At 66.3% G+C, this 22,665-nt stretch carries 15 protein-coding genes and 2 pseudogenes; 10 read left to right on the plus strand and 7 right to left on the minus strand.

Translation table 11 applies throughout. The features are described 5' to 3' along the window. Window positions 1-36: 36 nt before the first annotated feature. The 6 genes and pseudogenes from AC1AYR_RS11025 to AC1AYR_RS11050 all read left to right on the plus strand — a co-directional run bounded on the left by AC1AYR_RS11025 (window position 37) and on the right by AC1AYR_RS11050 (window position 6,162). Complete coding sequence (locus AC1AYR_RS11025; RefSeq protein WP_476512625.1) at window positions 37-138, plus strand: hypothetical protein; 102 nt, start codon at window positions 37-39, stop codon at window positions 136-138. Between the two features lie 214 nt (window positions 139-352). Next, the gene (locus AC1AYR_RS11030; protein ID WP_476555175.1) at window positions 353-919 is read left to right on the plus strand and encodes a hypothetical protein; all 567 of its coding nucleotides are present in this window, start codon (window positions 353-355) and stop codon (window positions 917-919) included. An 88-nt stretch (window positions 920-1,007) separates the two neighbouring features. After that, the gene (locus AC1AYR_RS11035) at window positions 1,008-1,997 is read left to right on the plus strand and encodes a cation diffusion facilitator family transporter (protein ID WP_476512611.1); all 990 of its coding nucleotides are present in this window, start codon (window positions 1,008-1,010) and stop codon (window positions 1,995-1,997) included. Between the two features lie 98 nt (window positions 1,998-2,095). Then, a pseudogene (gene ligA / locus AC1AYR_RS11040) lies at window positions 2,096-4,087 on the plus strand (NAD-dependent DNA ligase LigA); the annotation flags it as partial. A 51-nt stretch (window positions 4,088-4,138) separates the two neighbouring features. Continuing rightward, window positions 4,139-4,858: pseudogene (locus AC1AYR_RS11045) on the plus strand (helix-hairpin-helix domain-containing protein); the annotation flags it as partial. A gap of 134 nt (window positions 4,859-4,992) precedes the next feature. Next, window positions 4,993-6,162, plus strand: coding sequence for an Mrp/NBP35 family ATP-binding protein (locus tag AC1AYR_RS11050; protein ID WP_476512612.1), 1,170 nt, complete (start codon window positions 4,993-4,995; stop codon window positions 6,160-6,162). A 46-nt stretch (window positions 6,163-6,208) separates the two neighbouring features. Here AC1AYR_RS11050 and AC1AYR_RS11055 read toward each other — a convergent pair whose 3' ends face one another. Then, window positions 6,209-9,673, minus strand: coding sequence for a tetratricopeptide repeat protein (locus tag AC1AYR_RS11055; protein WP_476512613.1), 3,465 nt, complete (start codon window positions 9,671-9,673; stop codon window positions 6,209-6,211). Between the two features lie 78 nt (window positions 9,674-9,751). On the opposite strand from AC1AYR_RS11055, the gene AC1AYR_RS11060 reads away from it, so the two are divergent. The 3 genes from AC1AYR_RS11060 to AC1AYR_RS11070 all read left to right on the plus strand — a co-directional run bounded on the left by AC1AYR_RS11060 (window position 9,752) and on the right by AC1AYR_RS11070 (window position 14,866). Next, window positions 9,752-11,998: a hypothetical protein gene (locus AC1AYR_RS11060; protein WP_476512614.1), complete on the plus strand. Its 2,247-nt coding sequence runs from the start codon at window positions 9,752-9,754 to the stop codon at window positions 11,996-11,998. 133 nt (window positions 11,999-12,131) lie between these two features. Then, a complete protein-coding gene (locus AC1AYR_RS11065) occupies window positions 12,132-13,799 on the plus strand; it encodes an aryl-sulfate sulfotransferase (RefSeq protein ID WP_476512615.1) in 1,668 nt (555 codons plus the stop codon). A 230-nt stretch (window positions 13,800-14,029) separates the two neighbouring features. Beyond that, window positions 14,030-14,866: an ATP-binding cassette domain-containing protein gene (locus AC1AYR_RS11070; RefSeq protein WP_476512616.1), complete on the plus strand. Its 837-nt coding sequence runs from the start codon at window positions 14,030-14,032 to the stop codon at window positions 14,864-14,866. A 56-nt stretch (window positions 14,867-14,922) separates the two neighbouring features. On the opposite strand, the gene AC1AYR_RS11075 is transcribed toward AC1AYR_RS11070, so the two are convergent. The 3 genes from AC1AYR_RS11075 to AC1AYR_RS11085 all read right to left on the minus strand — a co-directional run bounded on the left by AC1AYR_RS11075 (window position 14,923) and on the right by AC1AYR_RS11085 (window position 18,112). Further along, on the minus strand, window positions 14,923-16,158 hold the full coding sequence (locus AC1AYR_RS11075; RefSeq protein ID WP_476512617.1) for a pyridoxal phosphate-dependent aminotransferase: 1,236 nt from the start codon (window positions 16,156-16,158) through the stop codon (window positions 14,923-14,925). A 78-nt stretch (window positions 16,159-16,236) separates the two neighbouring features. Continuing rightward, window positions 16,237-17,004 (minus strand): polyphosphate--glucose phosphotransferase, encoded by a 768-nt coding sequence (gene ppgK, locus AC1AYR_RS11080; RefSeq protein ID WP_476512618.1) that lies wholly within the window; start codon window positions 17,002-17,004, stop codon window positions 16,237-16,239. A gap of 145 nt (window positions 17,005-17,149) precedes the next feature. After that, entirely contained in the window at window positions 17,150-18,112 is a 963-nt protein-coding gene (locus AC1AYR_RS11085) for a DUF6574 domain-containing protein (RefSeq protein ID WP_476512619.1), read from the minus strand. Window positions 18,113-18,331: 219 nt separating this feature from the next. Between AC1AYR_RS11085 and AC1AYR_RS11090 the strand changes: the two genes are divergently transcribed. Further along, entirely contained in the window at window positions 18,332-19,117 is a 786-nt protein-coding gene (locus AC1AYR_RS11090) for a nitroreductase family protein (RefSeq protein WP_476512620.1), read from the plus strand. Between the two features lie 4 nt (window positions 19,118-19,121). On the opposite strand, the gene AC1AYR_RS11095 is transcribed toward AC1AYR_RS11090, so the two are convergent. The 3 genes from AC1AYR_RS11095 to AC1AYR_RS11105 form a co-directional block, all read right to left on the minus strand. Next, window positions 19,122-19,907: an isopeptide-forming domain-containing protein gene (locus tag AC1AYR_RS11095; protein WP_476512621.1), complete on the minus strand. Its 786-nt coding sequence runs from the start codon at window positions 19,905-19,907 to the stop codon at window positions 19,122-19,124. Then, a complete protein-coding gene (locus tag AC1AYR_RS11100; protein WP_476512622.1) occupies window positions 19,891-20,814 on the minus strand; it encodes a class C sortase in 924 nt (307 codons plus the stop codon). The genes AC1AYR_RS11095 and AC1AYR_RS11100 overlap by 17 nt, the downstream gene beginning before the upstream one ends. Window positions 20,815-20,998: 184 nt before the next feature. Next, on the minus strand, window positions 20,999-22,603 hold the full coding sequence (locus tag AC1AYR_RS11105; RefSeq protein WP_476512623.1) for a SpaH/EbpB family LPXTG-anchored major pilin: 1,605 nt from the start codon (window positions 22,601-22,603) through the stop codon (window positions 20,999-21,001). Window positions 22,604-22,665: the final 62 nt, after the last annotated feature.

Here is a 22,665-nt window from a genome sequence, read left to right on the forward strand (position 1 = left end):
AGGCTCGAGGCGTTCAACAACAGGATCAAAGTCACCATCCGCATGGCCTACGGCTTCCACAACGTGAACAACCTCATCGCCCTCGTCATGCTCCGATGCGGCGGACTCGACATACACCTACCCCAACCAAGAACCTAACCCACGAAAACAGCAGAAGCCCCTCTCATTCCCTGGTTAAATGGCACGCCAACCAGTGAAATCCTGAAATCCTAAACCCCGCGGAATCTGGTTCCTACCGCGAAGACGCTATGATGGAAATTGCATACGCCCCGACGACGCATGGATGCGACGGCGAGGCCACGCATCGGAATCCCGTTTCAGGAATCCGACCAAGCAGAAGGGAAACACTACGATGACCGACAACAACCAGGCGCCTCAGCCTCAAGCCCCTTATGGCCAACCCGAATACGGCGCCCTTGACCCCGCCGCACAGCAGCCGTCCGGCTACAGTACACCCGCAGGCTACGGCACGCCTGCTCCGACCGGCTACGGCACTCCCGCCGCACCCGCATACGGACAACCGACACCGGGCTACGGCACTCAGCAAAGCCCGTATGGAGCCCCGGCTCCCGCAGGCTACGGTGCCCCTTCGGCACCGGGCTACGGACAGCCCGCCGGCGGCTACGGTTATGGCTACGGAGCCGCGCAGAGCCCGTATAACGCACCCGTCGCCGGATACCCGGCTCCCCAGGCAGCCAACGACAGCGGCTCGTTCGGCTGGGCGGTACTCGGCTTCTTCATCCCGCTCGTCGGTCTCATCCTGTTCCTCGTATGGAAGGACCAGAGGCCGGGCGATTCCAAGATGGCCGGCATGGGGGCGCTCGTCTCCGTGATCGCCAGTGTGGCCCTGTGGCTGATGTTCGTCATCATCGGCATCGTCGCGGCGGCCGCGGCATCCAGCTTCGCCGTACTGCTGTGACGTACTGAACCACACCGAACCACACTGAACGATGCGCCTCCTGTATAGCCGTGATTGACTACAATCGCAGACATACAGGAGGCGCATCGTGACGGATATCGATCAAACCAATCAGAACACCGACGGCAAGACCAAGGCGGGATCCGCGGTGAAGGCCGCGCTGGCCGCGAACATCGGCGTGGCACTCGCGAAGTTCGCCGCGGCGGCGTTCACCGGCTCGTCGTCCATGTTCTCCGAATCCGTGCATTCCGTGGCGGATTGCGCGAACGAGATCGTGCTCATGGTCGGCGACCGCACGTCCGACCGCAAATCCGACGGCGATCATCCGTTCGGACTGCACCGCATCAAGTATCTCGCGAGCTTCATCGTCGCCACGCTGTTGTTCTTCGTTGGCGGCGTGTTCGCCGTCTCGCAGGCCGTCGGCAAACTCACTGGGCTCATCGACGGGTCGATTCCACGCGAGGCTGAATCGCTCGAACTCGTCGCCGCGCTCGTCGTGGTCATCATCTCCGCATGTCTGGAAGGCTACGGCCTGCACACGTCCATCCATGAGGCGCGCGAACGCATGAGGCGTGTCAAGGTGGAAAGCGACTCGCTGGTCAAGTTCTGGCGACGCACCAAGTCCGCCGAGCTCGCCTCGGTGATGATGGAGGATACCCTCGCACTGATCGGCCTCGCGTTCGCCGGTCTCGGCATCGGCCTGTCCATCGCGACCGGTGACGAAATCTACGATGCGGTCGGCGGTCTCATGGTCGGCCTCGTGCTGGTATGTGGTTCGGCGGCGCTCGCGTTCAAGTCCGGTTCGCTGCTCATCGGCGAGGACATCGACCCGCGTACCCGCGAGATGCTCGTCGAGGCGGTCGAGAACACGTCGGGCGTGAACCGGCTCATCAACATGCAGGCCATCCACATGGACGAGGACGCGGTGCTGTTGTGCCTCAAGGTCGAGACCGACAAATTCGACCGCGATTACGACGTGCAGACCGTCGACAAGATCGAGACGAGCATCCGCACCGCCCTGCCGTGGTATGAATGGGAGATCTACGTCGAACCGGACATCTGGCGCGCCCAGCACTGATCGCCCCTGCCCGTCGTCCACGTGGGAACCCCGCCCATCCGGGTACAATCGATGCGGACACCATCGGACAAGGACACGGACACGGGCAAGGCGGGGATATGACGGACGAACAGCTGGCATGGGATTTCGACGCGATGACGACCGGCGACGGCGCATCCGACGCCGCGGAGCCGGCCATCGTCGCCGATGAGGGCATCACGCATCTCGCGCCGGGCAGCGAGGCATGGATCGCCGCCCTGACGCCCACCGACGCGGATGCGACGCGGCTCGACCGACTCGACGTCGACGCCCTGAACGCGGAGAATGCCGCACGCCTGTGGGCACGCGTCGCCGCATGGGTGGAATCCGACCAGATCGCCTATTACATCGACGACGCGCCGGTCTCCTCCGACGCCGCCTATGACGCGCGTCTGCGCTGCCTGCAACGGCTGGAGGCGGCGTTCCCCACGCTCGACAACCCGCAGAGTCCCACGCATCGCGTCGGCGGCACGTTCTCCAACGACTTCACCTCCGTACGCCACCCGAGCCGCATGATGAGCCTCGACGACGTCTTCTCGATCGAGGAGCTCCGCGACTGGTACGATTCGGTCATCCGCGACCTCGACTGGCCTGAAGGCAAGGCGCTGCCGATGAGCTGCGAGGTGAAGATCGACGGGCTCGCGTTGAACCTCATCTACCGCAACGGCGTGCTGGAGCAGGGGCTCACGCGCGGCGACGGCGTGACCGGCGAGGACATCACCCTGAACGTGCGCACCATCGGCTCCATCCCCGCGAACCTCGGCGGCGAGAAGGACGACATCCCCGAGTTCGTGGAGATCCGCGGCGAGGTGTTCATGCGCTGGGACGACTTCCACGAGCTCAACCGTGAGCAGGAGGACGCAGGCCGCGCCCCGTTCGCGAACCCGCGCAACGCGGCCGCCGGTTCGCTGCGCCAGAAGGACCCGCGCATCACCGCCACGCGGCGTCTGAGCTTCTACGCGCACGGCCTCGGCACGCTGCGCTGGGGCGCGGGCGCGTCGGCCACGCACCACGACCGGGTCGACGACCAGTCGGAGGCCTACGCCCTCTACGAGAAGTGGGGTGTGCCGGTCTCGCCGCACAACCGCACCGTCACGTCGTTCAGTGAGATTCTCGCGATGATCGACTACTACGGCGAGCATCGCGGCGACATCGAGCACGCGCTCGACGGCATCGTCGTCAAGGTGGACGATCTCGCGTTGCAGCGCACGCTGGGCGCGACCTCGCGCGCACCACGCTGGGCCATCGCCTACAAGTACCCGCCGGAGGAGGTCAACACCGAGCTGCTCGACATCACCGTGCAGGTGGGCCGCACCGGGCGCGTGACCCCGGTTGCGATATTGAAGCCCGTGTACGTGGCCGGCTCGACGGTCGCCCGCACCACGCTGCACAACCCGTCCGAGGTGAAGCGCAAGAACGTGCTCATCGGCGACACGGTCGTCGTGCGCAAGGCGGGCGACGTGATTCCCGAACTCGTCGGCCCCGTACTGGAACGCCGCAAAGACCGGGAAGACGAGCTGCGTGAATTCGTCATGCCGGAACGCTGCCCCTCGTGCGGCGCGAAGCTCGCGCCCGCCAAGGAGGGCGACAAGGACATCCGCTGCCCGAACGTGGAGAGCTGCCCCGCGCAGCTGACCGAACGCGTCATCTCGCTCGCCTCGCGCAAGGCGTTCGACATCGAGCACCTGGGCGACCAGTCGGCCATCGCGTTGACGAACCCGGAGGAGAACCGTCCCGATTCAGTCGCGACCTACGCGCCGAACATCACGGAGATCCTGGTCAAGCCCGGCGAGGAGCCGGAACCATACGAACCGGTCGAAGGGTTGGAGCTTCCCGCGCGCCAGACACCGGTGCTCTCCAGCGAGGCCGGCCTGTTCGCGCTGACCGCCGCGGACCTCAAGGACGTGCGCGTGTGGCGCGAGGCGCCGATCATCGAAATCCACGAGACCGTGGGCGCGAACGGGCGAAGGAAGAAGACCCGAAAGCGCGTGGGCGGCTCCGGATTGTGGCATCAGGTGCCCGCGTTCTGGACGGCACCCGCCGCAGCGAGGAAGCTCACCGCCAAGCAGCTGGCGGCGCGCGCCGGCGCGGAGACGACCGCCAACGATGTGACCGTGACCGCCTACCCCGACTACGACGTGCCGGCGGACGCGGTCATCGTGCGCGTCGACCACAAGCGCACGCGCAACGGCGAGACCGACGTGCCGGTGGTCATCCGTCCCGGCGAGAACACGCGCAAGATGTTCGACGAGATGGACAAGGCGCGTCACGCCGACCTGTGGCGCGTGCTGGTCGCGCTGTCAATCAGGCGGCTCGGCCCGCCGACCGCGCGGCTCATCGCCTCGTCGCTCGGCTCGCTCGACGCGATCGCCGAGGCGACCGTCGACGAGCTTACGCAGATCGACGGCGTGGGTCCGGAAATCGCCGAATCGGTGGTGAACTGGTTCACGGCAGCGAAAGAGCCCGGCGACTGGCGCGGCGAGACGCTGCGCGCATGGCGGGCCGCCGGCGTGGGCGTCGCGTCCGCCGAGAAGAGCACGCTGCCGCAGACGCTCGCGGGCAAGACGGTGGTCGTCACCGGTTCGTTGGAGGGTTATTCGCGTGATTCCGCGAAGGAGGCGATCCTCGAACGCGGCGGCAAGGCGGCCGGGTCGGTGAGCAGGAAGACCGACTACGTGGTCGTCGGCGCGAACGCCGGGTCAAAGGCCGCGAAGGCCGAGGAGCTCGGCATCCCGATGCTCGACGAGGCCCAGTTCACGCAGCTGCTGGAGACCGGCGAGGTCGCGGCCGCGGCGGGCGAGACGGACGGCATCGAAACGGACAGCATCGAAGCCGACGACTGACCGCCCGTCATCGGTCATCCCACGGTTTCTTCACCGTCGCCTATGGCATGCCGGGCGCCGGCACGCTACGCTGGTACGCGGCATACGCAACACGGCTACGAACTACGCACGGTCACGGCGAGACGGAGGGACGCATGACGGACGGCAGGCACATCGAAGCGGCGATCTACGAGAGACTGAGCAAGGTCATCGACCCGGAGCTCGGGCGTTCGGTCACCGATCTGGGCATGATCGCGGCGATCGACGCGACGCCGAAGAGCGCCTCGGGCATCGAACAAGTCGACGGCGCGGCGGATGCCGGCGATGCGACGTCCGCCGCGCGCGACGCCTATGACGTGACCGTGCACGTGGAACTCACCGTGCCCGGCTGCCCGCTGAGCGAGACCATCACCAACCAGATCAACGGCGCCGTCGCCTCCTATCCGGACGCGGCGCTCACCCCGCATATCGAGGTCGGGTCGATGAGCCGCGACAAGCTCGACGACCTCGTCGCCGGGCTCAAGGCCGAACGCAAGCAAAACCCGTTCAACAAGCCGGGCGTCAAGACCCGCATCTTCGCAATCGCCTCCGGCAAGGGCGGCGTCGGCAAGTCGTCGGTCACCGCGAATCTGGCGGCCACGTTCGCCGCGCTCGGCTACGACACGGCCGCCATCGACGCGGACATCTACGGGTTCTCGCTGCCGCGCCTGTTCGGAGTCAACACGCAGCCCACGAATCTCAACGGCATGCTGATGCCGGTGACCGCATGGGGCGTCAAGCTCATCTCGATCGGCATGTTCGCCGGCGCGGACCGTGCGATCCTGTGGCGCGGCCCCCGTCTCCAGCGTTCGCTTGAACAGTTCCTGTCCGACGTGTGGTGGGGCGAGCCGGACGTGCTGCTGCTCGATCTGGCGCCCGGCACCGGCGACATGGCGATCTCGGTGGCGCAGGCGCTGCCGAACGCGGAACTCGTGGTCGTGACCACCCCGCAGCCGAGCGCGTCCGACGTGGCCGTGCGTTCGGGGCTCGTCGCGCTTCAGGTGCCGATGAAGGTGCGCGGCGTCGTGGAGAACATGAGCTACTACGAGCATAAGGGCGAGAAGCTGGAGATCTTCGGCCGCGGCGGCGGCGAGCGCGTGAGCGAGCAGCTGACGGAGGCGCTCGGCTACGATGTGCCGCTGATGGCGCAACTGCCGCTCGAGCCGGAGCTGCGTGAGACCGGCGAGGCGGGCCGTCCGGCCGTGCTGGACGCGGACGGCGCGTTGCGCACGGACGGCGTGGGCGCCGAGTTCACGGCACTGGCGGAACGTCTGATGGCGGCGTAGGTTCCGCCCCTCCCGACCGTTCTTCAGCCGTCCCTCATCCGCCGGTTCACCCGTTGAGCGAGCGGATGAACTGGGCCTGCACCACGTCGATGCCGTTGTTCTCGTCGTCGTTCATGCGTGCGGCGGCCACGGACAGCGTGCGCGCGGGCACGAACATGCCTTCGTCCACGGTGATGCGCGCCGCGTCACGCACGATGCCGGCCACTTCGGTGTGCGGCCAGACGGGAAGATCGTTCCCGGCGAGCACGTGCGCGGCCTCGTCCACGTTTTCCGGCACGCGGATGCATTGCGAGTCGGCGCGGGCGACGAGCTCCTGCAACTCGCTTTCCAATGAGCCGATCTGCCCGGGCGCGATGTGGTCGCTCATCAGGTAGGCGGCCACAGCCGTGTCGAACCGGTCCTGCATCCATTCCGCGTAGGCGAGACGATAGTAGGCGAATGCGGCGTCGTCGCGGTCGAGGGCGACGTTGAGCGCGTTGAGGCAGGCGGCGCGCGCCGAATCCCAGTCTTCGCTGCGTGCCAGTTGCACGGCGAGCTTGAGATGTGTGAGCGGATAGGCGGGCGCGTAGGCGACCATCGCGTTGAGGTGCTTGAGCGATGCCTCCGCCCCCTTGATCTGGGCGAGCACGTCGGCGAGTTCCATGTGCGCGTAGAACAGGTTGTCGGGGATGAGCACGGTGCGCTCCCCCGGCGTGGCGAACAGACGGTTGTAGATCACACGTTCCGCATACGAGTTGAAGTAGCGGGGCACGCCGTCGCCCTTCGCGTAGAGCGCGTCGAGCCGTCCGATCGCCGTTTCGGCCGCTTCGAACGCCTGGTCGACCTGTCCGCCGAACAGAAGGTCGCGGGCTTTGAGCCGTTCCTTGTCGAGTTCGTCGGCCATGGCGATCGTGACCGGGGGCGTGTCCCGCCCGTCGATGAGCGCGCTGGTGATGTTCGGCGCCTGTTCGGCGAGTTCCGGGTCGCCGATCATGTCGATGATGCGCATCGCCTCCCTCGCCTTCGCGACGGAGGGCATCGTCTCGTCGGATGCGAGACGATGGAAGTCGGATTCGGCGCGCTGCATGAGGTCGACGCGTTGGATGGACAGTCCGACCGCGTCCGACGTGCCGAGCACGCGCGCCGCGGCCGGGGTGAACTCGTGGTCGGAGGATTCGGGTTGCTCCTGCGAGCCTGCTGGCGCGAACCGCTGGTCGCGCAGGTCGAAGCCGGCGTCGACGGGTTTGAGGCCGCCGTCGCCGTCCACGTCCATCACCGCGTCGAACATGCGGTACGTGTCCATCGGATGATCGAGCGCGTCCTCGCCGATGCGGGCGAGGAACGCGTCCCGCGTGAACGTGACGGTGGCGAGGTTGCGCACGGTCGGATTGCGTTTGAGCACGCTCATCGGATCGCCGTCGTCGCCGTCGCCGGCACCATCGCCGCCGTCGATACCGTCGACGTCGATACCGGCATCACCGTCGTCCGGCCCGTCGCCGGGCATCGCGAACGCGGTCTCGTCGATGTCGACTCCCTGCATGAGATCCTCGAAGCGACGTTCGAAACTGTCGTCGCCGTCCGTCTCCTCCCCCGCGGCGTCGGGCGGCACCGGGCCGTCCGCGCCGGTCTGCGCCGCGTCGGCGACCGGGTGCACGGGCGTGTGCGTGGGATCGCCGTGGAAGTCGCCGTCCTTCGGCTCCGCCTTGCCGCGCACCGCGCCCATGCCGCCGGTGTGCATGCGCTCGAACGCGCTCAACGCCTCGCTCATCATCTCCTCGATGGCGGAATCCTGTTCGGAGATGGCCTCCTCCAAGCCGAGCGAGTCGACGTGCAGCGACACTTCGCGCACCTTGTCGCTCGCCGCGAAGCTCATCGCCGCCATGATCAGGCCGACGCGCAGATTGTAGGCGGCGCTCATCTCGGCGCGTTCGCTTTCGCTCAACGACACCCATCGGTGCTCCGACGCGTCATAGCGGGTGGCGGGCATCATCGACACGCCCGCCGTGGTGAAGCCCACGGCCACGCGGCCGGCGTCGAGGTTCGAGCGGATCTCCACGTCGAAACGGTAGGGCAGGCGCAGGCGACGCACGAGCAGCGCCATGCTCTGCCGATACACCCATTCCGAACCGGTGTCGCCGTGTTCGCCCGCATGTTCGCCGATATGCCGGGCGATGCGGTGCGCCTCGCGCACGAGCGAGGTCATCGCATTATGGTCGGCCTCGCGGTCCATCCGCGCGTCATGCCCCATGGCGGCCCCGTCGACGGCGTTGCGCGCACCGGCCGCGGTATCGCCGGCATCGCCGCCATCGCCGCCATCGCCCGGGCCGTCCGAATCGTCGCCCGTGCCGAGCGCGAGCAATGCCGGATCGTCGAGCAGCTTCAGATCGATGGTGGCGGCCTGGGCGCGCGTCACCGTCTCCTCGGTGGGTTCCAGGCCGAGTCGCGCGTTGCGTTCCAGCCACGCGCTCACCGAGGCGAACCGGTTGAGATTGCCTTCGATGGCGAGCGCGCGCAGCGCCGGCGCGAGCGACAGGGACGAATCCCAGGTGAAGAAGTAGGAGCCGGAGTAGCTGGATGTGAACAGGTGCAGTGGTTCGGCGCCGTGCACGGCCTCCAGGCCGGGCGCCTCGTCGAGCGCGCCGGCCTCGTGCATGAGTTCGGCGAAATGGTCTTCGAGTCCGGAGACGCGCATGCCGTGGGCGCGCACGGCGAGCATGTCGCGCACGGATCGGCGGATCGCGCCCATCGGCGCCTCGCGGTTGAGACGACGGAAGATGTTGCCGGCTCCGAATCCGACGAGCGCGCCGCGCATCTGCGGCAGCATGTAGGCGGCGAAGAATCCGATGGCGATGGCGTCGCGGAATTCGAGGCCTTCGCGCATGTCGCGGCGCAGCGGGTACCGCATCTGTTCGAGCGTGTAGAGTCCGGTCTCGCCGTCGCGCCGCCATGAGGCGAGCCAGGTCATGCGGCCGGTGTCGTCACGGCCGATGATGCCGCCGCCGACGCGGTCGCGGCGCGGCTCGCGGGTGAACATGAAACGGGGGTCCATGCTCTGCACGTCCATGCCGATCTCGGTGCCCACGTATACGCGGCCCTTGCCGTCCGCGTAGGCGATCTGCGAAAAATGGTCGCGGTCGGCGAACACGCCGAGCGCGAATCCCGTGCCGGAGGTCGGCGCGTTCCCGACGGCACCGCCTCGGGACGGCAGTTGCGCCCATCCGAGCGTGAGCCTGCCGGGCACGTCGTCGAAGTCGAGCATGCGTCGTTTGACGAGCGGACCGAGACGACGCGAATGGCTGGCGAGCTCCTGCGCCACGTCCATCTCGACGCGGTCCCCGGACGATTCGCGCAGCAGACCGGCCGCGACCGCCTCCTGCGACGCCTTGTCGATGGTCGCGCCGAACGGGTCGACCGATTCGAGCGCGCCCTTGCCTGAACGCGTCAGACGCCGCGCAAGCCGCCGTACCTGTCCCATCGCGCCCTTCAGCGGGTCGAACGGGCTTCCTTGGTGGTGTGACTTGCGTACTGACATGCCTCACATTGTTCCAACGCAACCCGACATGGTCCACCGGTATGAAGCCCTGAGAATAACTGCCTATAGAATGGTCGGGTGATTCATCTTCCCCATCCGTTCGCCAGGGCCTCGCGCCGCCGCGCCGCCATCGTCGGGCTCGTCGCCGCGCTCGTCATCCTCTGCATCGAATGCGTGGGGTTCAATCTGCCGTTCTGGCGCACGCTCGGCGCGAGCACCGATTCCGTCTCCGCGCAGAACACGATGGGCTCCGGACTGGAACACACGGACACGGGCGCAATGCGCGTCACCGATCCGACGGAGGCGTGGTTGGAGACGAAGGCGGACGGCACGTCGGATTTCGCGCGCGTCGATACGCTCGAGCCGAAGCAGGAGTCACTGAACGTCATCCACCTGCGCGTCACGTTCCATGACGGGATCAACGGGACGGACGGCACGAACGGAACAGACGGCGCAGACGGCACAGACGGCACGAACGGCGCCACGACGTTCCAATCCACGCAGACGCTGTCACCTTCCTCCACACGCTCCCTGTTCATCCGCGCACACGGCAGCGGCGTGATGCGCGTGTGGGTGGAGGAGGCGAAGGGATCGATCGTCCCGATCGAAGCGGTCCGCGCGAACGTGCGCGTGCCGTTCTCGTTCGACCCCGCACGAGTGGCGCTGATGGCGGCCGCGCTGCTGCTGGCCGTGGCATGGCGGCCGGGATCGCGCCTGTGGCGAATCCCTCTCGACACGTCGAGCCGAAGGCAGCGTCTCGCGTTCGCCGCGATGGTCGCGCCGTTCGCCGCGGCGACCATCGCGAACGTCGCATGGCAGATACGCTATGCGACGCCGCTGTCGTTCCACGAGCCCGGCGGGTACACGTACGACATCGACCCGTACGGCCATCTCGCGGACGCGCTGCTCAACGGCCGCGTCTGGCTTGACCTGCCCGTGCCGGACGCGCTCGCCGCCGCGTCGGATCCGTATGACGTGACGACGCGCGGGCGTCTGCTCGCCGAGGGTGTGAGCCCGCTGTACTGGGATTACGCGTATTACGACGGCCACTGGTATTCGTATTTCGGCGTGGTGCCGGCGATCCTGCTGTTCGCCCCGTATCGTGCGCTGACGGGCCGCATGATGTCGAGCGCGACCGCCGTCCACCTGCTCATGTTCGTGGCCCTCGTGTTCGTCTGGCTGCTCGTCATCCGTCTGATCCGCCGTCTCGCGCCGGGCACGTCCTTGGCGGCCACGTCGCTCATGCTGGCGTTCGTGCCGGTGGCCGCGGACTTCCCGTATCTGGCGTATCGCACGAATTTCTATTCGGTGCCGTTCGCCGCGTCGCTCATGTTCACGGCCGCGGGATTATGGCTGTGGCTGGGCGCGCAGACGTCGAAGCGTCCGTTGAATCCCGCGGACCGGTGGCGGGTCGAGGGAGCACCGGAACTGTCGCTGCCGCGGCTCGGACTCGGCGCGGCATGCATCGCGGTGAACTTCGGGTGCCGTCCGACGTTCTGTCTGGCGGCGTTGCTCGGCATTCCGCTGTTCTGGCCCCAGATCCGCGCGATGGTCGGGAACCTGCGCGCCGGACGAGTGAAAGTGACGCAGGCGTTGCGCGCGCCGGCAGTCGTGGTGGCGGCGGCGCTGGTGCCGCTCGTGCCGCTCGCCGCATACAACCGGGCACGGTTCGGCTCGTTTCTGGAGTTCGGCAACGACTATCAGTTCACGGTGACGGATATGACGACGTTCCGTCAGCCAGCCGGGGACATCCTGCCGATGGTCGGCTACTATCTCCTGCTGCCGTTGCGTCTGGTCCGCGAGTTCCCGTTCGTCGCGGTCTCCCCCACGCCGCTCGCCGAATGGGCGTATGCGGAGCCGGTGGTCGGCGGCCTGTTCGTCCTATGCCCGTTGTTGGTGGCCGCGTTCGCCCTGCCCGTGGTACGTCGCCGGTTCGCCGCATCCGGTCTGACGGCGTTCCTATGGTCCGCTCTGGCATTGGCGTTCGTCATCGTCGTGTTCGACGCGTCGAGCGCGGGCATCGGATGGCGGTACATGGGCGATTTCGGATGGCTGTTCGCGATCGCGTCGCTGCCGGCGCTTCTGCATGTGACGAACGCGGGAAACGAAAGCAACACGGGAAACGTGACGGACGTCGACGCGGGAGGACGGGCCGCGGGACGGCTTCCGGCGCGCGTCCGCCTGACGCGTCTGGTCGTTCCCGTCGTGCTGTACGCCACGCTGCTGCTCAATCTGCTGTGCCTGTTCACGATCGGGCGTTCGGACGAGATGTTGTCGCTCAACCCCGGACTGTTCCACGATGTGGCGTCCTGGTTCGCCATGTGAGCGTGGGGGAACAGGGCGTTTTCAGGAAAAATCCAGCGAAATCCTTAGAATTCCAAGGGCTACGGCATAATACTGTATTGGTCAGTATTGGAAATGTGACCAGAATCTTCACGAAAGCCGGAAGCCCATCACAATGAAGCGAACAGCCAGCAAGAACACCGTATTAAAGATCGTGGCGGCCGTCATCACTCTCGCCGTCGCCTGCGGCCTGTGCCTGCTCACGCAGGACAACGTCAGCGCCGCGATCAAGGAGCACCGCGTCGAACGGCTCAACGCGCGCATCGAGAACATCTACACCGCCGACTACCAGAAGATGGCGGACGAGAAGCTCGCCGCGGACCGCGACAAGTCGGCGGCCACGCTCGACGACCCGTTCATCGCCGAGAACCCGTATGGCACAAACACCACATCCCTGTACGTCTACTTCACCACCGACAAGGCGTCCAGCGTCTCCTACACGGTGAGCGCGGACGGCTACCCCGACTTCTCCGCCACCGCCGAGCAGGGTGCCGACTACGCCACCAAGCACGAGTTCCTCGTACTCGGCCTCGTGCCGGGTGTGAAGAACACGATCACGTTCACGTTGAAGGACTCTTCCGGCGCGACCGTCGCCACCAAGCAGATCACCCACAAGGGCGCGAAGATCCTCGGCGAAGAGGAGGTGCGCCTCGAACAGCCGGTCGAGCCGACCGACGCGGCCGTGCAGGCGCTCGGCGACGGCCTGTACGCGATCCTCGGCAACGACTTCAACGACCAGGACTTCATGTACTACTACGACGTGAACGGCGTGCTGCGCGGCGAAGTGCCGGTGCTCTACTACCGTTCGCACCGTCTCCTGTTCGACGAGAACGGCCTCATGTGGTTCTCCGCCTCCACGAAGCACTTCGTCGGCATGAACCGTCTGGGCAAGCTGGAGAAGATCATCAACCTGGGCGACCGGTTCATCCTCCACCATGACTACGCGCTCGACTCCGACGGGAACATCGTGTCGCTCGCCACCGATCTGACCCGCTCCGACCATGCGGTGCAGGATCAGGTCATCAAGGTGGACACCACCACCGGCGACGTGACGCAGCTCATCGACTTCGGCGACATGTTCCCCGACTACAAGGCGTCCACCGACCATTCCGGCATCGACGAATCCGACCCGACCGCCACGAACCGTTGGGACTGGATTCACTTCAACACGATCCAACTGCTGCCCGACGGCTCCGCGCTGTTCTCCGCGCGCGAGACCTCCACCATCATCAAGGTGGACGACGTGGAAGGCACGCCGAAACTCGACTGGATGATCGGCGAGCCGACCGTGTGGGACGGCACCTCGTACAAGAAGTCGTTCCTCACCAAGGTGGGCGACTTCGGCGACACCGGCGGCCAGCACTCGATCACCTACGAGGCGGACCCCTCGCTGCCCGACGGCCAGTACTACATCTACATGTTCGACAACAACTTCGGCTACGCGATGACCCGCCCCGACTTCGACTGGACGACGATCAAGGGCATCTCCACCGCGCAAAGCTCGAAGGACGAGAACTCCCGCTCCCAGTTCCGCAAGTATCTGGTGGACGAGAAGGCCGGCACGTACACCGAAGTGCAGTCCTTCGACGTGCCGTACTCCCCGTACGTGAGCTCCTCGCAGGAGATCACCGACTCCATCAACCTGGTGGACACGGGCATGCAGGGCGTGTTCGGCGTGTACGACGACGACGGCAACCTGCAGGCGCAGTACAAGATGGCGCTGTCCACCGGCTACATCTACCGCGTCTACCACTACGATTTCAAGGGGTTCTACTTCGCCTGACCCCATACCGGCCCCTTTGACGAGGGGGCTGTCGGCGCAGCCGACTGGGGGGAGAGATTCCAGCAAGGGGAATCATCACCTCGCGGCTGTCGCCGCTCGGCCTCGCCTACAGACGCCCCACCGGGGCGTCCGCTTCACGGCTCGGCCCACCGGGGCGTCCGCTTCACGGCTCGGCCCACCGGGGCGTCCGCTTCACGGCTCGGCCCATGCCACTTACTACAGTAGGCGGCATGGGCTTTTTCTTTTCCCGCAAGACGGCCGCGAAGCCGGCGTCGCTCACGTTCACGCTTTCCCAAGCCGGCCACGTCTACGATGACGGCCATACGGGCCTCGCCCCCACGGATCTGACGATTGCCGAGAAGCGCGTCGCGATCATCGGTCTCAACGGCTCCGGCAAATCCACGTTGCTCAGTCTGCTCGACGGCTCGCTCCAACCGTCCTCCGGCGCGGTCACGCTCGCCGGCACCGATACGGCCAGCGCCGCCGATACGACCACCGGCACCGCCCCAACCACCGTCACACTCGACACCTCGTCCAAGCGCGACCTGAAGACCGTCGACGAATGGGTGGGCAAGGTGCGCCGTGAGGAGATTCCGAACGTGTTCTACCGTGCGGAGAACATCACGCAGGCGGTGGACGACTCCCTGAAGAAGCACCGGATCGCGGATGCGGAGCGTGCGGCGCGCATCGGCAACCTGTTCGCGCATTTCGGACTGCAGCGTCTGCGCAAGGCGAAGGCCGCCGAACTCGATTCGGAGAAGCGCCATCTGCTCGCCATCGCCGCCGCGCTCGCGTTCGACCCCGCGGCCATCGTCGCGGACGAGCCGTCGAAGGGACTGGACGAGGTCGGGACGCGTCACGTCGCCGAAGCGCTGTTCACCTACGACAAGCAGGTGATCGTCGCCACGCATGACACGGACATGATCGTCCGTCCCGAATACGCGATCGACCGCACGCTCGTGCTCGACGCGCAGCACGTGGTCTTCGACGGCACGCCCGCCGACGCGGTCGCCTTCTACATGGAACTCATCCGCAAACGCTACGAAGCCGCGAAAACGGCCGTGTGACGCGTCTGACGCACGTCACGGCATCGACACCGTCGCCGCGCTGCTCGACCGACGCGTCAGTCGAGCAGCGCGGCGACGGTGTCGAGCACGGCCGTCACGTTCGCACGAAACTCGTCCGCCTCGGGCAGCAGCGAAATCGCAAGATACCCGTTCGTCGTCATGTCGAAGAAGTAGCCGGGCTGTCCGGTGAGCTTCCGTGTGGCGATGAGTCCGAGCACGAGCTCGTTCTCGTCGATGACCGACGGCACGCGCAGCAGCACGTTCCAGCCGCCTTCCGCGCGCAGCACGTCGACGAGCCCGTGCTCGTCGCGTGCGAGCAGCGCGTGCAGGGTGGCGAGGTTCGCGCGTACACGGTCGCGCACACGCGCCGTCTGGCGCGGCGCGACCGACAGCAGTTCAGGCAGTTTCGCCGCGATGATATCGCTCATCGGCAGATAGTCGTCGGCGATGACGTCGAGGCGGCGTTGCGCTTCGCGCACGTCGCGTTCGGGGCCGGAGACGCGGATCCAGCCGACCTTGGCGTGCGGCGCGGCGAGCATTTTGGAGAATCCGTCGAGCGCGAACGTGAGCGCGCCGGTCTCCCCCGCGAGACGCGCGTTGCCGTCGAACGGCTCCAACGCGTAGTCGTAGAACACCTCGTCGGCGATGATGGCGATGCCTCGTTCCCGGCACAGGCGCACGAGCGTGGCGCGCTCCTCGGGCTTCACGTAGGAGCCGGTCGGATTGTTCGGGTTGATGAGGACGAGCGCGCGGATGCGGTCGCCTTCCGGCGAGTAGAGCAGATCCTCGATGGCGGCGGTGTCGATGTACCAGGAGCCGTCGAACTGGAGCTGGTACTCGATCGTGTCGACGCATTCGAGGCGTGCGATCGATTCGATGAGCGGGTAGCCGGGCTTCGGGGCGAGCACTGCGTCGCCAGCGTCGCACAGCAGTTTGATGAGCCACGAATACGCCTGCGACGTGGAGCTCAGCAGGTACAGCGCATCCGGATCGACGGTCGGGGCGCTTGCGGCATCGACCACGGCATCGCTCTCCGTGTCGTTCTCCGCAGACTGCGCAGACTGTACGGACTGCGCGGAAAGAAACCGCGCCAACGCCTCACGAGCCGCACGCGGCCCACGCGGCTCGGCCGTGTACACGCCGGGCACTTCGGCCGGGGCGAGTCCATGCCGGGTCGGATTGGAGTCGTTGAGCTTGCCGAGCGTCACGCCCTGCGCGCGCGCCTCGGCTTCGGCGGCGGCGATCGGATTGGGCGCGGAGATGTCCACGCGGGAGGAGAATCGAACGGTCATGCCTCCACTGTAGCGCGTGCGACGAAAAGGGCCGTCCGGAGGGAATCCGGACGGCCCAGCGTCGACAAGCAGGGAGAATCAGTGCTGCTTGGTGCTCGCGTAGTAGGCGGCGCCGACGATGCCGGCCTCGTTGCGCAGCGCAGCGGGCACGATCGGGGTCTTCACGTCGATGAACGGGAGGAACTTGTCCGCCTTGCGGCTCACGCCGCCGCCGACGACGAACAGATCCGGATTGAAGTACTTCTCCAGCAGACCGTAGTACTTGGTGAGGCGCTTCGCCCACTTCTTGTAGCCGAGCTCCTCGTTCTCACGCACGGAGCTGGCCGCGTACTTCTCGGCGTCCGGGTGCTTGTCGGAGAGGATGAGGTGGCCGAGTTCGGTGTTCGGCACGAGCACGCCGTCGATGATGAGCGCGGTGCCGATGCCGGTGCCGAGCGTCGTGGCGATGACGAGGCCCTCCTTGCCCTTAGCGGCGCCGAACTGTTGTTCGGCGAGGCCCGCGGCGTCCGCGTCGTTGACGACGGTGACGGGGCGGCCGGCCGCTTCGGAGAACACGGCGGTCACGTCGACGCCGACCCACGACTGGTCGAGGTTTGCCATGAAGTCGAGCGGCTTGCCGGGCTTGATGGGGGCCGGGAACGCGATGCCGACGGGCGCGGATTCGGGCACTTCGAAGTGGTCGAGCTGCTGGCGCACGATCTTGGCGACCGCGTCCGGAGTGGACACCTCGGGGGTGAGGATCTTCAAACGGGGTTCGGCGAATTCACCCTTCTCCAGATTGACGGGCGCGGCCTTGATGCCGGAGCCGCCGATGTCAATACCGAAGGCCTGTGCGGTTTCAATCATCGTCGATCTCTCCTTACGTATGCGTGGAATTGGTTCCCTACCAACACCTGTATCGTAACGCCGCCGCACCCCAAACCGCGGTTTTGCGCCCACATGTCGTACACACGTTTGCACGCGGTTGGATGGCGCGGCGACGGGACTCGAATCAGAACATCGACTTGAACGACGACACGGCGGAGGCCGCGCCGGAGATGCCGACGATGAGGAAGAACACGAGCAGGATCAGGCCGCCGATGAGCACGCCGAAGATCCACAGCCAGGTCTTGTCGAGCTTGCGGGTGGGGGTGCCCTGGGCGATGATTGCGCCCGGCGCGGCGAGGATGTACAGGATGCCCATGATGAACAGGAGCACGGAGAGCACGATCATGCCGGAGCCGATGAGCGCGAACAGGAACGCCACCAAGTAGAGGGCCACCATCGGCATGAACTTCTGCGCGAGTTCGGCGTGCAGCGCGGCGAACGAGATCGGGTCGCCCATGAGCTTGCGGCCGAGCAGACAGATGAGCACCACGAGGTAGATGAGCGCGGAATAGGAAATCCAGCCCTTGATGAGTTCGCCGATCGGCACGCTGGCGCTGACCTGCGGCGTGGAGGTGCCGGTGAGAGAGCCCAACTCGCCGAGGATGCCGTTGCCGACGCTGGTGGCGGCGCTGAGCGCCTTGCTCTGCCACATGTAGACGGTGAGGGCCATGAGCAGGCCGTTGAACACGAGCGGGATGATCGGCCACCAGACCTGTACGTTGGCGAACTTGCGCGACGGGGTCTTGAACGATTCAAGCAGCCATCCGAAGAACGCCTTGCCGGCATCACCCTGAGCGGCCGGGGCCGCCGGGGCCCCCGGGGCGGCGGGAGCGGGCTGCTGGTAGGTGAGATGCGACTGCTGCGGGGCGACGGGGGCGGGGACCGGCTGCGGTGCCGGAGCCGCGTACTGCGGTGCCGCCGGGGCCGGAGCCGCCGGCGCGGGAGCAGGAACCGGGGCCGGAGCCGGAGCGGCGGGAACCTGCGCTGCCGGGACCGCCGGGGCGGCGTCGGTCATCGGCTTGCCGCATCCGCGGCAGAAGCGCGCCCCCTCAGGGTTTTCGGTACCGCATTGATTGCACTTCTTCATTTCTTCTCCTTCGAGATAGGCACGCGCCGCCGTGTCTCGCAGGCGCGGCAATTACCCAACAGACGTCATTCTAGTCACCATCGACGCGTTTCGACCGATTACGGTCCATGAAAAGCCCCGTCGCCGTTTCATTGCCCCGTCCCGCTCCCCGTCCCACCCGAAACCGCTTGTCATCGGCGTGCGAGGACGTCGCCGTTCACCGGTGCCATAATGGGAGCCATGGCTGAACATACGCAATTGATTGATGCGGTGAACATCCGCACCGCCATCCGTTCCTACGACGACGAGCCGATCGACGACGACACCGCCCGTCAGCTCGACATGGCCCTCGCCCCGCTCAACCTGCTGGGCGATGTGCATCTGCAATTGGTGCGCGACCGTCCCCAGGTGTTCGCGGAGGCGAACGCGTCCGGGCATTTGACGAACGCGGCGAACTATCTGGCCGTCGTCGGCCCGAAGGACGACGACGAAGCCAAGGAGCGTGCGGGCTTCTATGCGGAGCGCGCCGTGCTCGCCGCCACGCTGCGGGGCTTGGGCACCCTGTGGGTGGCCGGCAGCTGGGACCGGACGGAGGCTGCGAGGCACTGCCACATCCGCAACGGCGAGGAACTGTACCTAGGCGTGGTGATCGGACATCCGGAGCATCACGTGGAGCGCATGGCGAAATCGTATGAGGAGCTGGCCGAGTTCCAGCGCACGCATCGCCCCACGAAGTCGTTCGACGAGTTCACGGCCGGCATGTCCGCCGAGGAGCGCGAGGCGGCACCGGCATGGTTCAAGGCGGGCGTCGAGGCGGCGATGAAGGCGCCGAGCGCGATGAACCGCCAGCCGGTCACATTCACCTACAACGCGACTAACGACACGGCGGCCGCGCACATCGACCCCGCGGCGGGCGACGAGCATTGGGCGCTCAACGATCTGGGCATCGCGAAGCTGCACTTCCAGATCGGCGCGGGCCAGGGCGAGTGGGCGTGGGGCGACGGCGGCCTGTTCCTGCACAAGTAGCCGGTCAGTCACCATCCGCCGACGCTTGCGCCCGACCGCGCCGGCGGATGGTGGCGATGGCGCAGCCCGCGACGCCGACGGCGATGGTGAGCATGCCGATCATGGCGATGTTCGCGCCGGTCGTGGCGGTGCGTCCGGGATTGCCGGGGGTGTCGTCTCCGGGAGGAGTGACGGTGCCGTTGTCGGCGAATTTAGGTTCGACGGTGACGTTCAACGCGGGAGCGCCGGCATCGAGGTCGTTGCCGTCTGGGACGGAGACGAGGAACGGATCGCACGTGTACTTGGTGTTCGCGGCGGTGACGTGCGTGCGCGCGACGAGGTAGATGCCGACGTCGAGATGCGCGAACGTGACACGCCCGTTCGCGTCGGTCACGCCGGTCGCGGCATAAAGGTGATGGGCGTCCGCGTAGGAGTCCATGCGTTTGGCGACCTCGTTGAGCTGGGAGGAGGTGAGCTTGTCCCAGTCGGCATCGAAGCGGGAGAACGCGTCGAGCGTGTGGAACGCGGTGATGGTGCCGTTGCCGGAAAGGTCGGCGGAGGCGACGCGCACGATGGCGTAGGTGTCGCCGGCGAGCGGCACGGTGTCGTCCTGCCCGCGGTTCCATTGCGCGTCGACGGTGAGCGAGCCGATCGCGGCGCCTGCCGCACGAGCGGCTGGCACGGGCGCGGCGAGCGTGATGATGCCGGCGAGCGCCATGACGAAGGCGAGGCATGCGACGAGGAGCGGCCTCGTCAACGCGCGTGGCATGCCGATCGCTCTGCGGTGAGCGTGTTTATGCATGTCTGCCATGTCTGGCCGGTCCTTTCCTTGTGCTCGTGCGAGGGGTGTCATGTGTGGGGTTGGCGGCCGGCGTCGTGGCCGTGTTGCGACGGCGTCGGTGTTGGGCCACGCGCCATCCGACGAGCAGTGCGATCAGGCCCAGGCTGGGCAGCAGGTACTGCAGGGGGATGTCGACGTGGAAGGTGGGTTTGGAGTCGTCGTCCATGGCGGGCGTGTAGGGGATGCGGTGGGCTCGTACGAGCAGGCGGTGCGTGTTGACGGCGTACGGCGTGCACGTGATGAGCGTGACCTGGTCCTTGCCCGGGTCGATGGCGAGCTCCTTGGTGTTGGTCGGCAGCACCGTGGTGATGCGGTCGACCTGGTAGGCGTAGGTGTCTTTGAGGATCCTGATGTAGAAGCGGTCGCCTTTTTTCATCAGGTTCAAGTCGGTGAAGAGTTTGGCGGTGGGCAGTCCGCGGTGGCCGGAGAGGGCCGCGTGCGTGCTTGCGCCGCCGACGGGCAGCGACGTGCGTTCGAGGTGGCCGATGCCGACCTGCAGCACCTTTTCGGCGGTGCCGTGGTAGATCGGCATGGTCTCCTTGAGGCGCGGCACGGTGATGTAGCCCATCATGCCGTCGCCGGCGAGGTTGAGGAGCTTCATGTACTCGGCGTCGGTGGCTTCGGTGTCGACCGCGCCGGTGAGGGCGCTGGTGGTGCCGGAGCTTTCCTCGGCGAGTCTGGTGTTGTAGGCGTGCGCGGCGTCGATCATGCTGCGGTACTCCTCGTCGGAGAGCGCTTCGACGGCCGCGTCGTAGTTGCTGACGACGCGCGAGGCGTTCTTCATGACGAGGAAGTTGCTGATCGTCGGGTAGAACAGGACGAGCAGTCCGATCACGATGACCAGCAACGGCGCGAGACCGCGCAGCTTCTTAACCATAGGGCTCCTTCATGGGCCTTCCCTTCCGGGGGAAGGCGGGATCGTGGGGCGATGGCGCGGGGAGAGCGCCGGCCGGAACGTTTTGCGCGTCCGGCCACGGCGGGCCTCTCCCCTACCGCCTCACGACCGGTCCTCTCGGCTCTCCTGTTTGAGGAACGTCAGAGAGGACCGGTGTGACGCGGGCTCAGGCCGCGTGGCGGGACTTGCGGTTGGACTTCACGTACCAGCCGGCGCCCAGGGCCACGATGAGCACGCCGAACACGGTGAACAGCACCGTGCCCATGCCGCCGGTCTCAGGGAGGGTGACGCCCTTGTTGTTCTCGACGGTGATGACCGGGGTCTTGCCGTCGGCGGTGGTGGAACCGTTGGTCACAGACCAGGAGGTCAGAATGCCGGTGTTCTCATCGTAGGAGGCCTCGATCTTGACCGTGATCGGGTCCTTGAGCAGGTTGAAGCCGTTCGGGGCCTTGGTCTCCTTCACCTTGTAGGTGCCTTCCTTGAGGCCGGTGAACTGCAGCTTGCCGTCGCTGCCGGTGGCGGCGGTCTCATCGGAAGTGTCGTTCTTGGCCGGGCGGAATACACCGTCGGAGACCTTCTCGAGCTTGATCTTGGTGCCTTCAGCGTTCTGCAGCTCGAACTGGGCGCCCTCCAGCTTCTCCCCGTGGTTGGCCGCGTTGACCTTCTCGATGTCGAAGTTGAAGGTGTAAGTGTAGGTGTGGTCTTCCTTGGTGGTGCCGGTGCCGGTGCCGTTCGGATCGTTGCTGTATTCGATCTTCGCGTCGTTCTGGTTGCCGGTGGAACCGACCTGGGCGTCCGCGTTCAGCGTGGCGGAGTATTCGACGGTGATGGCCTTGCCGGCGTCGTCCTGGTGCTTGGCCTTGAACTCGGTCATGTTGATCTCAAGCGCGGTCGTGCCGGTGGTCGTGTTCTTGGTGAACGTGGCGGTGTAGTCCGTGCCCTTGGTCAGCGTGGTTTCATCAATCTTGACGGTCGGAGTGAACGTGCCGTCCTCGGCGGCACCGTTCAGCGAAAGGCCCTTGGACAGGGTATCGGTGAACTTGAAGGTGTAGCCCTTGGTGTACTCGGTCATGTCCGGCACGGTGGAGGCGAGCTTGAAGTTCACGGTATCGCCGATCTCGACGCTGTTGTGCTTCTTGTCGTTGACGGTCTTCTCGATGGTCGGGTAGGTGCTCTTGAGGTCCTTCTCGACCGGAGTGCCGTTCAGCACGTTGAACAGCATCGCGTCGGTGCCGCGCTTATCCTTGGTATCGGTGGAGCCGGCGGCCGGGCTGACGAGGTAGGAACCGTAGGCCAGACCGGTGAACTCGGCAGTGTACTTGTCTCCCGCGGCGGCGGCCGTCGCGGTCTTGGAGGTCAAAGTGGTCTGCGTCTTCGCCCAGTCAGAGGCCTGCTTGGCGAACGGGACGGTCTGGGTCTTCTCATCCTTCAGACCGGCGACGTAGTTGTACGCACGCTGGGCGACGTTGTCGGCGGTGGTGTCTTCACCAAGATTGAACTCGGTCTTGTTGTTGAGGAAGAACTGGTTCCACTCGTTGTTCAGCGTGTAGCCGCCGTTGTCCGCGGTGCCGGCGTTCACCGCGTCGGCATCGTAGGAGAACATCTGGTAGATCTTGACTTCCTTGCCGGCGAACTCGGCGTTGGTGCTGCTCACCTTGATGCTGCCGTTGTTCTCCTGGGCGGAGGCGGTGGTGGCGCCGAGGCCGGCGATGCCGAGCATCGTGGCGGCGGCGAGGACGCCCGCCGCTACTTTCCTGATCAGTGACTTCATCACTGTTCCTTTCTCTTTCCTGTACCGGCCCGGTCGGGTCCGGTTCGAGTTGGTTACATTGG

It is taken from the genome of Bifidobacterium sp. LH_417, from assembly GCF_056357035.1.